Genomic DNA, 15,078 nt, shown 5'->3' with positions numbered 1-15,078 from the left:
GGTCGGCCATGACCAGGAGAGAAGGGGAGATCAGGCGGCCTGGCGCAGCAGCGGCGCCACGGCGCGGCCCTGTTCGTCGAACAGGTGACAGAAGTCCGCGTCCAGGGCCAGGCGCTGGCGTTCGCCGTAGGCCACGGCGCAGTCACCCGGCACGCGCACGGTCAGCGGCTCCTCGGCCTCGGTGACCATGTGGCAATAGGTGTCGCTGCCCAGGCGTTCGGCCACATCGCTGATTACCGGCAGCTGGCCGTCGGCGGCCAGGCGCAGGTGTTCCGGGCGAATGCCCAGGGTCACCGGACTGCCAACCGTCAGGCCGTCACCGCGCCGCGGCAGGTGCAGGCGCGGACCGGCGGCCAGCTCCACTTCCACGCCCTGGGCGTCGGTGGCCAGCACCTTGCCCTTGAGAAAGGCCATCTTCGGCGTGCCGAGGAAGCCGGCGACGAAGAGGTTGGCCGGATGGTGATAGAGCTCCAGGGGCGAGCCGACCTGCTCGACCCGCCCGCCATTCAGTACCACCACCTTGGTGGCGAGGGTCATGGCCTCTACCTGGTCGTGGGTCACGTAGATCATGGTGGCCTGCAGTTCCTGGTGCAGGCGTGCCAGCTCCAGGCGCATCTGCACGCGCAGGGCGGCATCTAGGTTGGACAGGGGTTCGTCGAACAGGAAGATCTTTGGCTGGCGCACGATGGCGCGGCCGATGGCCACACGCTGGCGCTGGCCGCCGGAGAGCTGGCGCGGCTTGCGCTCCAGCAGGGGTGTCAGTTCGAGGATGCGGGCGGCATCGGTGACCTTGCGCTCCACTTCCTGCTTGTCGATCTTGGCCAGATCCAGGGCGAAGGACAGATTCTTGCGCACGCTCATGTGCGGATAGAGGGCGTAGGTCTGGAACACCATGGCCAGGTCACGTTTGGCTGGCGAGACCTCGGTGATGTCGCGCCCGTCCAGTTCCAGGGTGCCGCTGCTGACCTCTTCCAGACCGGCGATGAGGCGCAGCAGGGTGGACTTGCCGCAACCCGAGGGACCGACGAAGACCACGAACTCACGGTCGTTGATGTCCAGGTCGACGCCCTTGATGATTTCCAGCGAGTCGAAGCCCTTGCGCAGGCTGCGGATTTTCAGATTGGCCATGACAGGAATCCTCTTGTTATTTGAGCCGTCGCTGCGCGTCGCGAGCGAAGGCGAGACAAGGAGGAAGGTCGCGAGAAAGCGCAGTTTACGCGGGTAAATGAGCATTTCGAGCGAGCTTCCGACGCCGGATCGGCAAGCGCAGTAGCGCAGCGACGGCTCATTTCACGGCGCCGAAGGACAGGCCGCGCACCAGTTGTTTCTGGCTGATCCAGCCAAAGATCAGGATGGGCGCGCAGGCCAGCGTCGAGACGGCCGACAGCTTGGCCCAGAACAGTCCCTGGGGACTGGAGTAGGAGGCGATCAGCGCGGTCAGGGGGGCGGCATTGGACGACGTCAGGTTGAGCGACCAGAAGGCCTCGTTCCAGCACAGGATCAGCGACAGCAGCATGGTCGAGGCGATGCCGCCCTTGGCGATCGGCAGCAGCACCCGGACGATTTCCTGGTAGGTGGTGGCGCCATCCAGGCGCGCGGCCTCGAGGATGTCCTTGGGAATGTCCTTGAAGTAGGTGTAGACCATCCAGACCACGATCGGCAGGTTGATCAGGGTGTAGACGGCGATCAGCAGCAGCCGGCTATCGAGCAGTTCGAATTGCTTGGCCAGCAGGTAGATGGGTACCAGCACTCCGACCGCCGGCAGCATCTTGGTGGAGAGCATCCACAAGAGCAGGCGCTGGGTGTGCTTGGTCTCGTGGAAGGCCATCGAGTAGGCCGCCGGTAGCGCCAACAGCAGGCTGAGCAGGGTGGCACCAAAGGAGATCACCACCGAGTTCAGCGCGAAGTGGAAGTAGTCGCTACGCGCCTGGATGGTCAGGTAGTTCTCCAGCGTGGGCGTGAAGAAGAACTGCGGCGGCGTGGCGAAGGCGTCGATCTCGGTCTTGAAGCTGGTCAGCACCATCCAGAAGATCGGGAAGAACAGCACCAGGGCCACCAGCCAGGCGAGCAGGCCCAGCAGCAGGCTCTGCAGGCGCCGGGATTGCTTGAGCGTCAGCATGTCAGGGTCCTCACTGTTGGGTCAGGTTCTTGCCAAGCATCCGCACCAGGATGATGGCGGCGATGTTGGCGATGAGCACGGCGATCAGGCCGCCGGCGGAGGCCAGGCCGACGTCGAACTGCAGCAGGGCCTGGTTGTAGATCAGGTAGGCCAGGTTGGTGGAGGCGAAGCCCGGGCCGCCGCTGGTGGTGGTGTAGATCTCGGCGAACACCGACAGCAGGAAGATCGTCTCGATCATCACCACCACGGCGATGGGGCGCGCCAGGTGCGGCAGGGTCAGGTGCCAGAAGATGGCGAGCGGACCGGCACCGTCCAGGCGAGCCGCTTCCTTCTGCTCCTGGTCCAGCGACTGCATGGCGGTCATCAGGATGAGAATGGCGAAGGGCAGCCACTGCCAGGAGACGATCAGGATGATCGACAGCAGCGGATGGGTGGCCAGCCAGTCCACCGGGGTGGCGCCGAACAGCTTCCAGACCGCGGCGAGAATGCCGGAGACCGGATGGAAGATCAGGTTCTTCCAGATCAGGGCACTGACCGTGGGCATGATGAAGAAGGGCGAGATCAGCAGGACGCGGACGATGCCGCGGCCAAGGAACTCGCTGGCTTCCAGCAGCGCCGAGATCAGTACGCCGAAGACCACGCTGATCAGCAGCACGCTGCCCACCAGCAGCAGGGTATTGGTCATGCCGGGCCAGAAGCCGGCATCGGTGACGAAGTATTCGAAGTTCTCCAGGCCGACGAAGCCATGCTCGCCGGGATACAGCAGGTTGTAGCGGATCAGCGAGAACCAGATGGTCATGCCCAGGGGCACCAGCATCCACACCAGCAGCAAGGCCACCGAAGGACTGATCAGGAACCAGCCGGGACCGGCACGACGGCGTTGACGCCGGGCGGGTGCGGCAGGAGTTTCGACGGCAGGCGTCTTGAGGGTGGAGGTCTGCATGGCGATGCTCCGCAAGGCAGTGGGCCGTGACGAGGCACTGGCGTCTCGCGAGGCCAGTGGCGGATCAGGCAGGGAAAGCCGCTAGGCCGGGATCCGCGCGCGGCGGATCCCGGTATCCAGCGCTACTTGGGATAGCCGGCGCGCTTCATTTCCCGGGCGGTGGACTGCTGGGCCGCCTGCAGAGCCTGCTCGACCGACATCTGCCCGGTAAGGGCCGCGGCGAACAGCTTGCCCACCGAGGTGCCGATGGCCTGGAACTCGGGAATGGTCACGTACTGGATGCCCACATAGGGCACCGGCTTGGCCGAAGGGTGGGCCGGGTCGGCGTGCTGCAGCATGTCCAGGGAGACCTTGGCGAAGGGCGCCGCGTTCATGTAGGCCTGGCTGTAAGTGGACTTGCGGGTACCCGGCGGCACGTTGGCGATGCCGTCCTTATCCGCGACCAGCTTGGCGTAGTCCTTGGAGGTGGCCCAGGTCACGAAGGTCTTGGCGGCATCCTTGTGCTTGGAGGAGGTCGGGATACCCAAGGACCAGGCGTACAGCCAGGAGGAGCCCTTGTCGGTGACCTCGCGCGGCGAGCCGGCGAAGCCGACGCTGTCGGCGACCTTGCTCTGGCTCTTGTCCATGGTGAAGGAGCCGGCGACGCTGGCATCGACCCAGATGGCGCACTTGCCGCTGTTGAACAGCGCCAGGTTTTCGTTGAAGCCGTTGCTGGAGGCGCCGGGCGGACCGTACTTCTTCATGTTGGTGACGTAGTAGTTGGCCGCCGCGGTCCATTCCGGACCGGTGAATTCCGGTTGCCACTTTTCATCGAACCAGCGCGCGCCGAAGGCGTTGGCCATGGTGGTGACCAGGGCCATGTTCTCGCCCCAGCCGGCCTTGCCCCTAAGGCAGAGACCGTACTGGTCCTTGTCCGGCTGATGCAGCTTGCCGGCGAACTCGGCGATCTGGGTCCAGGTGGGCTGGGCGGGCATGGTCAGGCCAGCCTGCTGGAACAGGTCCTTGCGGTAGTAGGTGATGGAGCTTTCGGCATAGAAGGGCAGCGCATAGAGGGTGCCCTTGACCGACAGGCCTTCGCGAACCGACGGGAAGAGGTCGTCCAGGTCGTAGTTGGCGGGCAGGTCCTTCATCGGCTCCAGCCAGTTCTGGGCGCCCCAGAGGCCGGTCTCGTACATGCCGATGGTGAGGACGTCGAACTGACCACCCTGGGTGGCGATGTCGGTGGTCAGCCGCTGCCGCAGCACGTTTTCTTCGAGCACCACCCAGTTGAGCTTGATGTCGGGATGCTGTTCTTCGAAGGTCTTGGACAGCCGCTGCATGCGGATCATGTCACTGTTGTTGACGGTAGCGATGGTGACCGTTTCAGCGGCCTGAAGGGCCAGTGAAAAGGTCAGGCCTGCAGAGAGGGTGACAGCGGACAATAAAAGCGCTTTTGGTGTGGTTTTCATCTTGCACTCCGCGTCCCGTGCCAATGCAGCAGACGCTTTTCTTGTTGTTGTAACCCACTACGCGACCGGCTATTGCGGCCTTGGCAGCGGAAGCCTCGGACTGATTACAGCCCGTAGCCGCCTGGGAAACAAATGCTGGAAGACACCAAAATCGGTATTTTTTTGCACATCCCTTCCAGGCCGTGCGTTAACCCCCGGCAAGGGCGTCCGCTCTGCCTAGAGGCTTTCCGCCTTGACCTTGGTGATGCCGTCCTCGCGATAAAGCTGCAAGGTTCCGGGGGTAGATTCGATCACCCGTTCGTTTTCGATGAGGAAGGAATAGACCGGCGTCGCGCTACCCGGGGCGCGCAGGTTGCGATATTCGTAGACCACTAGGCGATCGAGCTGCGCGACTCGCTGCGGCGAGCCGAAACTCTGCCGGAGTTGCTCCTGGGTACGGCCGCCGAATTGCGAGGGGTCGGCCGGAGGAGAGGTAGGCGCCGAACTGCATGCCGACAGCGCGGCGAACAGGAGAAGGGACAGGCGTTTCATGACGGCTCCGCATGCAGGTCGAAAGGGCAGACGGGGTGAGCTGCCCATAGAACCAGACGGACCTGGAAAACGGCGATTCATTCCCTAGGCGGGATTAAAAAGCATACGAATTGGAAGCCATCCGTCGACATCAATCGAACGGCCTAGAATACCCAGCGCTGTTCTTGAACAAAGGTCTGACGTTCATTCAGCCAGCGGGCGCTATTGATAGGCTGTCGAGTGTCACGGGGCTGGGCGTCGGTTCTGCTAGGGAGAACCTCGGTACTTGCGGCGGGAGCCTTGAGCGTAAGATCTGCCAGCTTGAGCGGCGGTACGGCGGGAAGGGTGGCAGCCTGGGCGTGAAGGGCTGCAAAGGTCGCAATGACACTGGCCAGAATACGAATTCCCATTCCTTGGGTCTCCTGGTAGATCCGAAGCGCGAATCTACCATTACCCTGCCTATTTGGATCCTTCTTAGTCTGACGTTACTGCGTAACTGTGATCCCGTTCGTCATCCTGAGTACCGGTCGGTCACACCACCGACAACCGGATGCCGAACCGTTCAGTCAACCGATAGCAGCTCGCGGTGCTTGGCTGCCAGATAGGCGAAGAGCGGCGGGCAATCCGAGACCAGGCTGACCAAGGTCTGGCTGGCAGCGGGCTCTTGTCGCAACAGGACTTTTTCACCACGCGCATTGAGGTAGAGGGTGTATTCAGGCGTACTGGACTGGGCCATGAACCCCTCACCCATGAGCGCGCTACCCAGGGCCATCCGCTGCGGCAGGTCGCAGCTGCCTTGCCACTGGAAGGCACGGATGCCGAGGTTTTCCAGGGTTTCGGCGATGGCACAGTCGATCATCAGTGGCGGATGATCGAAGAGTGGGAATTCGCTCGACAACAGCTCCAGATGGCGCTCCAGACACTCAAAGTGCTTTCTGGGAATCAGTCGGCGCAACTGCTGCAACTGACCATTGCCGTGGAATAGCGAAGTTTGTGCGGTCATGGCGTCCTCCCGGTACATCGAGCGCTTGAATGTTCTGACCGGCTGCTGGCGGATTTGGTGCGGTCCGCTTCCACATTTCGCCGTATCGACTGCCAATACCCGACAGCCTGCGGCTTGCAGATGACATGGTGGTGACCGCCTGGTACTGGTAGAGCTTAAAGAGTAAGGACGGCGTCAATAAGGATTAGTCATATGTTCTATCGCTTTCCTCCTGGCACCTTAGGTAGCGCCAGTCTCGCCTATCAACGACCTTATCCAAATCCGCTGGCAGTTGCAGGCGGCGATATCGTTCAGCCGGTAATCGATGGCTCGCAAGAGATCACGGATATGCTGGGCTGGACATGGTGCAAAGCTGTGGATGGTCGTTCTGGTTGGGTGCCCAACGCCTGGTGCCAGCCTTGCGCCGATGGCTGGCAACTCAAGCGGGATTTCGCGGCCTTGGAATTGAATGTCCGCGAGGGCGATCAATTGAGATTGCATTACAGTGAGAGCGGATTTGTATTCTGTACCACTATGACTGGAGACACGGGTTGGTTGCCGGACGCCGTAATTCTGCTTGAGGACGATGACCTGGTGCCGTCCCGTATGGAGGATTTGCATCCTGGTTCCGAGCTGGCACCCTGGCGCTTTTCAACTGCTCCAGGAGTCTTCATGGTCAACATTGCCCCCGCCATCGCCGAACGCTACCGCGCCGTCCAGGAGATCGCCCGGGAAGCGGCGCAACTCGGCCTTGACTTCTATCACCGGCGCGGCGCGCTGCAGGTGGACCACAAGGGCAGCGACCTGCAGGACGTGGTGAGCATCGCCGACAAGACGCTGGAGGAGCTCATCCGCCAACGCCTGAGCGAACGCTTTCCAGAGGATGGCCTGCTGGGCGAGGAGGGCGGTGCAACCGATCTGGCTGCCCCCTATCTCTGGGTCATAGATCCCATCGACGGCACCGCGCCCTTTCTCAATGGACTGCACAATTGGTGTGTGTCCATCGGCCTGATGCACGAGGGGGAGCCCTTGCTCGGCGCGATCATGGATCCGAATCACGACGAACTCTTCCATGGCCTGCGGGGGCATGGTGCCTTCGTCAACGATCAGCCACTGCGTGTCCATCCCGCCACCGAGATCCGCCAGGGCTTGACCGGCCTGGGTACCACCCACAGACGTGGCAAGGAAAACTTCCTGCCCTTCGTGACCGGTCTGCTGGCCGAAGGCGGGCAGTTCTTTCGCAATGGCTCGGGCGCCCTGATGACCGCCTACGTCGCCGCCGGCCGGCTGATCGGCTATTACGAGACCCTGATCCATGGCTGGGACTGCCTGGCGGGCCTGGTCCTGATCCAGGAGGCGGGCGGCCGCCACAACGCCTTCCTGCGTAACGAGGGCCTGGTCAATGGCAATCCCCTGCTGGTGGCAGCGCCAGGGGTGTACGACCAGCTCGCCGCGCTGGTAGGGCCTTCGCTGGATAAGTGAGCGGGCCGTTCCGGCGGAACGAAGAGGCAAGAGGGCAGGTTGCCTGGCTATTACCGGTCACCTTGCCGCCGTCGGACGTGACCGGTGTGACCGAAGCCAGGCGCCGCGTCCTAGCGCTGCTCTTTGCGATAGAGGCTCGGCTTCCAGTAGTCCTTCAGCAGCAGATGCAGCGGACCGCGCCAGCCGCGCTTGCGCAGTTGCCAGGCGATCAGGACGTTCATGATGCCGTGTCCTAGCAACAGCACCGAGCCGTGGCGTTCGGCCAGTTCGATGAGTCGATCGGCCGCCTGGCCAGCGCGCACCGAAGAGCTGCCGATGGATTCGGTATGGGCGGCGAAGCCAAGGAACCAGGCGGATCTGAACAGCAGGCGCCAGGCCTTGACCGGCAGCCGCGGCGCATCGAGTTCCAGATAAGGCAGGTGCGCTTCGGCATAGACCTCATCGACCGGGCTGTCCGTGCGCCCCATCAGGTATTCCAGCGAGCGTACGCAACGTCCCAGGGGGCTGCTCACCACATAGCCCGCCTCCTGCGCCAGCCGCCGTGTTTCCGCAGGCTCCTGGCCTGCCGGCACCGGCGCCTCCTGGTAGCGCGCGACCCAGTCCTTCATCTCCCGCGGGGTGCAGCGAGCCTTACTGGAAAGATCGGGTTTGCCGTGACGGACCAGAATGATGTGCATGGAAGGCGACCTGGGAAAGATGGTCACTAGACCGCAGTTATCAGCGTTCGTCTCGCACTGTCCCGCCCCGTAACGGTGATATCAAATTGCCACTTGTGCTGCTGGCTATGCCGCCTGGCTTGTTTATCTGGTAGAAGGTGATTGGGTTCACGAGCCTAGTGCCTGGCTCGCTGGGTAGCAGGCTGCTTCGGGAAGTTGCCTGGGCGCCTGCTGCAACCCGCGTTGCCTAGTCAGAGACCGTCCAAGCACGTCGTCCATCCAAGGACAGGAAAGCATGAAAAGAATACTGTGCGCGTTGGCGCTGCTCGGTGTCCAGGTGCTGGGAGCGCCGCTGGTGACTGCCGCGGAAGAGTCCCATGTGGCGCTGATCAAGAGCGTGTCAGGCAGCGTCACGGTGCTGCGTCAGACGACGACCTTCCAGGCCCAGGCCGGCACCACCCTGCAGGTGGCCGATCGCTTGCAGGCGGGCCCGGAATCCACCGCGGCCATCGTCTTTCTCGACGGTACCCTGCTCACCCTGGGCAACGACGCCGATGTGCAGCTGCGCGATTACCTGTTTGAACCCAAGAGCAGCCGTTATGGCTTCTCGGTCTACCTCACCAAAGGCGCGGCCATCTACTCGTCCGGCAAGATCGGCAAGGTCTCGCCCGACTCGGTGAAGATCGAGACGCCTTCCGCCACTATCGGCGTGCGTGGCACCCGCTTCCTGGTCCAGGCCCAATGAGCGCCGTGATCGCTGCCTCGTCCCAAGGTCGCCTGCTGCTAGGTGTCCTGCTGTCCGCGCTGGTGTTGGGCGGCTGTGCCAGCCCGCCGCTGCCCCAGACCAGGGTCACCCTGATGCCCGACGAGGATGGGCACGTCGGTGCCGTCTCCGTTACCAGTTCCGCCGGGCGCCAGGCAATCGACCAGGGCTTTGCCGAGGTTACGGTAGCTGGACCGGGCCAGGCGCCGACCGCCGCGCAGTCAGTGGCCCAGCCGCTCTTCGAGCAGCAGCATCGCCAGGTGCTGGCGGCCCAGCCCTCGCCGCCAAAGACCTTCGTGCTCAACTTCCGGTCCGACAGCATGGAGCTGACACCTCAATCCAAAGCGCTGCTACCAGAGGTGCTGGACGCTGCGCGCCAGCGCATGCCTACCGAGATTTCGGTGTTCGGCCACGCGGATGCGTCGGGTACGCCTTCCTACAATCTCGACCTCTCGGGGCAGCGCGCCCGCAAGGTGGCCGGTCTGCTGCAGCGGCTCGATCCCAAACTGCGTATCAACGTCGAGTTCTTCGGCGACACGGTGCCACTGGTGCCGTCTCGCCCGGGAAAGTCGGAACCGCGCAATCGCCGTGCCGAAGTCCTGATTCTCTAGGGTCTGGTGCATGAAATCCGTCACCCACCCGTTGCGTCGTCGTGCGCCCTGGATGTTCCTGGTCAGTCTGGGGCTGTCGCTGGCCTTTGGCTTCGCCGCCTTGCTGCAATGGACGCCACTGCAGTATCTCGACCGCCTCGCCTACGATCAGCTGAGTCGCTTTTCGGCCAGCGACGAGGAGGCGACCGGGGTACAGGTGGTCAGCATCGACGAAGCCAGCCTGGCGGCACTGGGCCAGTGGCCCTGGCCCCGCTATCGGGTAGCCGAGCTGCTCTCCCGCATCGCCGAAGCCGAGCCCGCCGCGATCGCCATCGACGTCTTGTTCAGCGAGCCGGACCGCACCTCGCTCAAGGCGTTGCAGCAGAGCTTCAAAGACGACTTCGGCATCGACCTGAGCTTTTCCGGCGTGCCTGCGGAGTTGCAGGACAACGACGGCTATCTTGGCTACGTCATGGGACAGACGGGGGCCATCGCCGCCCGCTTCTTCTTCCTCGATCTGCACCAGCCCGCTTCCAGCGGCCTACGGCCCGGGATTGGCTTCAGCGGTGCCCTCGACGCCCTGGCGCTGCCCGAGGCTACTGGCGCGCTGGACAACGTAGCCCCCATCGCCAGCCAGACGCGCTTTAGCGGCTTCATCAACAGCCAGCGTGACAGCGATGGCATCCTCAGGCGCACCCCCCTGCTGCTCAGTCACCAGGGCATCATCCATCCCAGTCTGGCCCTGGCCGCCACCATGCGCGCCCTGGGGCTGGCCGAGGGCGTGGTGGAGACCAGCGTCACCGGACCGGTGCTGCGGCTTGGCGATCACCGTCTGCCGCTCGACAGTCGAGGCCAGGCGCTGCTGCACCTGCACAGCACTGCCGAGCATTATCCTGAGGTCTCGGCGCTGGCGGTGCTCAGCGGCGCGGTGGCGCCCGCCAGGCTCAAGGGCAAGGTGGTCTTCGTCGGCGTATCTGCCACGGGCTTCAATGATCTGCACACGACGGCCCTGGGCCAGACCTTTTCCGGCGTCAGGCTGCAGGCCGCCCTGACCCAGGACCTGCTGGACGACGCCTTGGTGCGGGTCCCCCAGTTCGCTGGAGTACTGCAACTGGCGTTGTGCCTGATCGGCGGCCTATTGTTGTCCGCCGGGTTTTTCTACAACCACAATCAGCGCCGCTTCGCCCTGTTGGCGGCAGCGTTGATCATCCTGCCACAGCTGCTGGGCATCTGGCTGTTCGTGCGCTACGACGTCTTCCTGCCCCTGGCCGCGCCCCTGCTGCTGGTGGCGATGCTGTCGGGCATGGCGTTGGTCACCCGGATCATCCTGGCGCGCCAGTACGAAGAGCGCTGGCGCCGGCAACTGGAACGGTCACGCCAGGTCACCATCGAGTCGATGGCCGCGGTGGCCGAGACCCGGGATCCCGAGACCGGTGCCCATATCAAGCGCACCCAACACTATGTCCGTGCCATCGCCGAGCAGATGAGACGCACCGGTCAGGCGGCGGACCTGCTGACGCCGGACTACATCCAGCTGCTGTTCCTGTCCGCGCCGCTGCATGACATCGGCAAGGTCGGGGTGCCGGATGCCATCCTGCTCAAGCCCGGGCGGCTGACGCCCGAGGAAATGCAGGTGATGCAACGGCACGCCGAATTCGGTCGCCAGATCATCCTCAGCACCGCCAGCCATCTGGAGGATGACAACTTCCTCGCCCTGGCCGCCGAGATCGCCAGTACCCACCACGAGAAATGGGACGGCAGCGGCTATCCCAACAGGCTGTCCGGTACAGACATTCCCTTGGCCGGGCGAATCATGGCGGTGGCCGACATCTACGATGCGCTGATCAGTCGTCGCTGCTACAAGGAGCCTTTCAGCCACGAAGACTCGCTGCAGATGATGCGCGAGATGCGTGGCAGCACCTTCGATCCCCAGGTGCTCGATGCCTTCCTGGCCATCGAGCCGCAGATCCTGACCATCGCCCAGCATTTTCGCGACGAAGGGGCGGGGGGAAGTCGGCGCCTGGTCTGAACGGGTGCGGCACCGACCATCTATGACATCGTCAAGCAGGATGGGTGGTCCTGCACAGCGTGTTCGGATGCCGAATCGGAGATGCCCCCTGGTCAGGAAGCGTCCCTCGCGTAACGGATCAAGCCTTCAGCCCTGGCACCAACTTCACGCAATTGGCCTTGACGCTGGGATAGGTCAGGCATTTCTTACCCAGCCGCTGCTGGGCGGGCTGGTCCTTGAGTTGTCGCGCAGCATGGATCTTCTGCACGATGAACATTTCTTCGGAGCCGAAGTTCTGCTCGCCTTGATCGATCAAGGCGAGCGCACCCTGGGGATCGCCGTTGTTCAGGCGTGCGGAAATTGCCAGCTCGTAAAGCTCCGGACTCGCCAGTCGCCAGTTCTCGATGGCCTGCAGGGTTGCCGCCGCCTGCTGCCGATTACCCTGGGCCAGGTGAAGATTGAAGTCTGCACGGCGGATGCCGGGTTGGTTGGCTACCGGTGATGACAGGGCACGTTCGACAAGGGCTTGAGCACCTCGCAGATCCTTGCGTTCCAGGGCCACATTGGCGCCATAGGCATCGCGGTAGGCACTGAGTGCGGCCCGTACCCGAGGATCCTCACGCAGGTGCGACCAGCGCGAGCGCTCCACCTGGGCGCGCCGCTCGCCCTGATACTCCCGCTGCAGGTACTGGCGCAGGTCCTTATCACGTTGCATGGGCGACATGTGCGAGCGCTGCAGGTAGTCACTGGCCGTGGTAATGCTTACCAGCATGCCTTGATTGAGGAATGTCTGAGCTTCCTTGAGCACCCCATTGACATCCAGCTTGGTAACCGCCGCCGTGAGGCCCAACTGGCGTTCCTGAAGAAAGGTGGCCATCAGCGGGGTCTGCTTGCCCTGGTAGTCGTCCAGGCGTTGCAGGCTGTGGCTGGCGGCCCGTGGTGCATAGCCAGCACGGATCAGCAGGTCGACGCCGAGCAGATCTGCCTGATCCTCCTGGACGCGGCCCCAGGCCGTGTTCCAGACATTGTCGGAAAAGCTGTTGATCAAGGCGCTGTAGAGGAGGGTACGGTTGATGATCTTGCCGGTTTCAGCGGGATTCTTCTGGTTGAAGCGGACCTGATCGCCAGCGCGATCCATGCGGGTGTCGGCCACTGTCGCACCCAGGATCGCCAAGGTCGCCATGCGCGTGACGTTCTCTTTCTGCTGGATGAACGCCTTGCGGCGATCATGGTGCCGCAGCAGAACGTGGCTCATTTCATGAGCCAGCATGGCGGCGATTTCATCTTCGCTGGCGACGTTTTCCAACATCCCCAGGGGCACAAAGATGTTGCCGTAGGGATCGGCCGAAGGGCCGAAGGCGTAACTGTCGACCAGGCCGATCTTGAGGGGTGGCATCTCACCCGGCCAGCCCCGCCCGAGTTTTTGCACGATGCCATCCAGATACTCCTGTAGCGGAGCAATGGCGACGAGATTCTGCTGGCGCACCTCATTGGCTGGAAGACTGCGGCCATCGTAGCTGAGGCGCAGGTTTTCGACGTGCCGGGCATCGAGCGTGCGGTGGGCTCGCACGTCCGGTTGATCCAGATAGTGGCCGTCGAAGGTGGCATACGTATGCTTTCCTGACAGATTGGCCAGGGCATCGGGCGCCCCGGTGAGCGTCCCACATCCGCTCAGCGCGAGGCAGCCAAAGAGCAGCGGTAGGACAGCGCGGGCGGTGTTCATCGCTACTCCTTGGCGCAGCCGGCGCCGTAGCCCAAGGTGGCCCCACTGCTGCGGTCGGCCGTGCCACTGGCCAGCTTGGCGCACGGCATCTTTACCTCTGCGCCTTGGTTCAGGCGCACGTCCATCCGGTCCAGCCAGACTCGCCGGCCATCCAGTTGCACCTCCACCAGATCCAGTTCGTTGGTGGACAAGACCGGCAGCGGCAGCTGGGGCAGGCGATCCCGAGACAGGCTACCCAAGGGTTTGCCGAGTGGGTCGAGCAGGCTCAAGGGGTCGCTCTCGATGGCCACGACCGTGAGGGGAGCGGCCTGAAGCTCAAGCGATACCACGAGAATTGCGCTGGTGAGCCACGCTTTGATCATGATTGTTCTCCTTGCCGGATGTGCTCTCGGGTCTCCGCCCGAGCTTCTAGGTGATGGCGAAAAAGGGTGAGGCTGAGCAGTCCCAGACCGACCACATTGAGCGGCGTCAGGCTCAGCAGGTAGCAGACGGTCATCGCGGCCAGCAGGAGGATCGCCAGCATCGTTCTCAGGTAGAGCCTAGTGAACCAACCTTGCTCACGAACCAGGACAATGGCGAGGATGGCGGCTGCAAACACCAGGCCGACGATACTGATGACATCCAGTGAGGTATCGCCCAGGCTTGGCGGGTCTCGGTAATAGTCGGCCTGTAAGGTAATGAGATTGTCCAAGGCCATGGCGTGCTGATAGACCGCCGGGATCTGTCCGTGAACCGGTGAATGGATGCGATCCGCCGCCCCCGTGATGTCGGCACCCACCAGAACCAGGCGCCCTTGTAATACGCTGCGCAGCAGCGCCCGCTCCTCGGGCAGGGTCGTTTCCAGTTCCGCTGCATTCAGGGTGAGGGTATAGGGGCAGGGCAGGGTCGCGGGAGTGGAGAAGCGCCAGAACAGCGCCGTCAGCACCATCTGGAAGGTCTCCGCCAGGGCACTGGAGCGCAGTTGGCAATGCTGGCTGTTGCTGAGCAGAGGCTGCTGGCTAGCCGTATGCAGTCCCCATTGCACGGCGATGGGAGGCGCGTCCGCTGCCATCTCACGTGGCTCGCAAGTCTGGCGTTGACAGTATTCCTGATAGAGCGCTTGGGCAGGTGTAGGCAGCGGCTGACCGTCGCTGCCGGTTACGGTGAGGGGATAGCGGTCCCCCTGGTCATCCCATTGGATGATGGCCGGCTTCGTCACCTTCGCCAGCTCAGACAGGGTATCCGCCTGATTCGTCTGCGGGAGCGTCTGCCCGGTGCTGGCGAGTAACACTGGAATGTCCTGCTGGGCATAGCGGGCGAAGACGTTGGCTAGTACCTGCGGCGTCTCGTTCGCCCGGGAGTGATCATGGCTATACAGCAGGTCGACGAATACCGCCTGGGGCCGATAATGCAGCAGCCGCGCCAACACCTTGGCCTGTTCCTGATAAGGCAGAGGCCAATGCAGATCGTGCCGAAGCAGAAAGGCATCGTCCAGCAACAGCAAAACGATCTGTTGCTGGCCGCGATCGGAGTAGAAGGCCGACAGCAGTCGATTGAAGAATTGTTCGCTGGCCTTGTCCGTGGCGCTGGACAAGCCCAAGGGATCACAGGCCAGGATCAGCAGCCCTAGTACGCCTAGCAGCAGCCCACGACGCAGACGGGTCATGGACCTTGGTGGCATTCCTTGGCACATCAAAACGTTCCTTGTTTCAAGCGAGAGCAACTCTGCGGCAATGGAGGGCTTTTTGCAAATTGCGTCACGTTTTTCGTCTGGGAGTAGCTTGCCCGCTCTCTTGTCTTTGCTCCAGCCCTGGTACCCATGTTCCGCCAGTGTATTGGATGCAATGGATCAGGCAGCTTTTGCCTGAAGTGCAC

General features: G+C 63.1%; 15 protein-coding genes and 1 pseudogene. 5 read left to right on the top strand and 11 right to left on the bottom strand.

The window, feature by feature from the left end; translation table 11 throughout:
• Positions 1–30 precede the first annotated feature (30 nt).
• From BMZ43_RS03250 to BMZ43_RS03220, 7 genes are all read right to left on the bottom strand, one after another.
• Entirely contained in the window at positions 31–1,128 is a 1,098-nt protein-coding gene (locus BMZ43_RS03250; protein ID WP_064306665.1) for an ABC transporter ATP-binding protein, read from the bottom strand.
• A 157-nt stretch (positions 1,129–1,285) separates the two neighbouring features.
• The gene (locus BMZ43_RS03245; protein WP_064306664.1) at positions 1,286–2,119 is read right to left on the bottom strand and encodes a carbohydrate ABC transporter permease; all 834 of its coding nucleotides are present in this window, start codon (positions 2,117–2,119) and stop codon (positions 1,286–1,288) included.
• Between the two features lie 10 nt (positions 2,120–2,129).
• Positions 2,130–3,062, bottom strand: a complete 933-nt coding sequence (locus BMZ43_RS03240) for a carbohydrate ABC transporter permease (RefSeq protein WP_093249784.1) — start codon at positions 3,060–3,062, stop codon at positions 2,130–2,132.
• Between the two features lie 122 nt (positions 3,063–3,184).
• Positions 3,185–4,510, bottom strand: coding sequence for an ABC transporter substrate-binding protein (locus BMZ43_RS03235; RefSeq protein ID WP_093249780.1), 1,326 nt, complete (start codon positions 4,508–4,510; stop codon positions 3,185–3,187).
• A gap of 216 nt (positions 4,511–4,726) precedes the next feature.
• A complete protein-coding gene (locus BMZ43_RS03230) occupies positions 4,727–5,041 on the bottom strand; it encodes a hypothetical protein (protein ID WP_064306661.1) in 315 nt (104 codons plus the stop codon).
• A gap of 143 nt (positions 5,042–5,184) precedes the next feature.
• The gene (locus tag BMZ43_RS03225) at positions 5,185–5,430 is read right to left on the bottom strand and encodes a hypothetical protein (RefSeq protein ID WP_093249776.1); all 246 of its coding nucleotides are present in this window, start codon (positions 5,428–5,430) and stop codon (positions 5,185–5,187) included.
• Between the two features lie 152 nt (positions 5,431–5,582).
• A complete protein-coding gene (locus BMZ43_RS03220) occupies positions 5,583–6,023 on the bottom strand; it encodes a hypothetical protein (RefSeq protein WP_093249772.1) in 441 nt (146 codons plus the stop codon).
• Between the two features lie 192 nt (positions 6,024–6,215).
• On the opposite strand from BMZ43_RS03220, the pseudogene BMZ43_RS27150 reads away from it, so the two are divergent.
• Together BMZ43_RS27150 and BMZ43_RS26835 are read left to right on the top strand one after the other, a co-directional pair.
• Positions 6,216–6,413, top strand: a pseudogene (locus BMZ43_RS27150) (SH3 domain-containing protein); the annotation flags it as partial.
• Between the two features lie 261 nt (positions 6,414–6,674).
• Positions 6,675–7,484, top strand: a complete 810-nt coding sequence (locus BMZ43_RS26835) for an inositol monophosphatase family protein (RefSeq protein ID WP_093249767.1) — start codon at positions 6,675–6,677, stop codon at positions 7,482–7,484.
• Between the two features lie 110 nt (positions 7,485–7,594).
• Here the strand turns inward: BMZ43_RS26835 and BMZ43_RS03210 are convergent, their stop codons facing one another.
• A complete protein-coding gene (locus BMZ43_RS03210; RefSeq protein WP_017638911.1) occupies positions 7,595–8,161 on the bottom strand; it encodes a histidine phosphatase family protein in 567 nt (188 codons plus the stop codon).
• Positions 8,162–8,435: 274 nt separating this feature from the next.
• On the opposite strand from BMZ43_RS03210, the gene BMZ43_RS03205 reads away from it, so the two are divergent.
• From BMZ43_RS03205 to BMZ43_RS03195, 3 genes are read left to right on the top strand one after another with little or no spacing between them, the layout of a single operon-like run.
• A complete protein-coding gene (locus BMZ43_RS03205) occupies positions 8,436–8,885 on the top strand; it encodes a FecR family protein (RefSeq protein ID WP_026083591.1) in 450 nt (149 codons plus the stop codon).
• Positions 8,882–9,514, top strand: a complete 633-nt coding sequence (locus BMZ43_RS03200; RefSeq protein WP_093249763.1) for an OmpA family protein — start codon at positions 8,882–8,884, stop codon at positions 9,512–9,514. The genes BMZ43_RS03205 and BMZ43_RS03200 overlap by 4 nt, the downstream gene beginning before the upstream one ends.
• Before the next feature lie 10 nt (positions 9,515–9,524).
• Positions 9,525–11,522, top strand: coding sequence for a CHASE2 domain-containing protein (locus BMZ43_RS03195; protein ID WP_256562858.1), 1,998 nt, complete (start codon positions 9,525–9,527; stop codon positions 11,520–11,522).
• A 118-nt stretch (positions 11,523–11,640) separates the two neighbouring features.
• Here the strand turns inward: BMZ43_RS03195 and BMZ43_RS03190 are convergent, their stop codons facing one another.
• Genes BMZ43_RS03190 through BMZ43_RS03180 form a run of 3 tightly spaced genes read right to left on the bottom strand, consistent with a single transcriptional unit; the run spans position 11,641 to position 14,869 of the window.
• The gene (locus BMZ43_RS03190; RefSeq protein WP_093249756.1) at positions 11,641–13,224 is read right to left on the bottom strand and encodes a M48 family metallopeptidase; all 1,584 of its coding nucleotides are present in this window, start codon (positions 13,222–13,224) and stop codon (positions 11,641–11,643) included.
• 2 nt (positions 13,225–13,226) lie between these two features.
• Positions 13,227–13,586 carry a hypothetical protein gene (locus BMZ43_RS03185; RefSeq protein WP_017638906.1) on the bottom strand — a complete coding sequence of 120 codons (360 nt, stop codon included), beginning with the start codon at positions 13,584–13,586 and terminating at the stop codon, positions 13,227–13,229.
• The gene (locus tag BMZ43_RS03180; protein WP_177344764.1) at positions 13,583–14,869 is read right to left on the bottom strand and encodes a CHASE2 domain-containing protein; all 1,287 of its coding nucleotides are present in this window, start codon (positions 14,867–14,869) and stop codon (positions 13,583–13,585) included. Before BMZ43_RS03180 ends, BMZ43_RS03185 begins: the two co-directional genes overlap by 4 nt.
• Between the last annotated feature and the right edge of the window lie 209 nt (positions 14,870–15,078).

Source organism: Pseudomonas sp. Snoq117.2, from assembly GCF_900110545.1.
GTDB classification, from domain to species: Bacteria; Pseudomonadota; Gammaproteobacteria; order Pseudomonadales; family Pseudomonadaceae; genus Chryseomonas; species Chryseomonas benzopyrenica.
The sequence above is the reverse complement of the archived record's forward strand: the minus strand, read 5'-3'. Positions and strand labels throughout refer to the sequence as shown.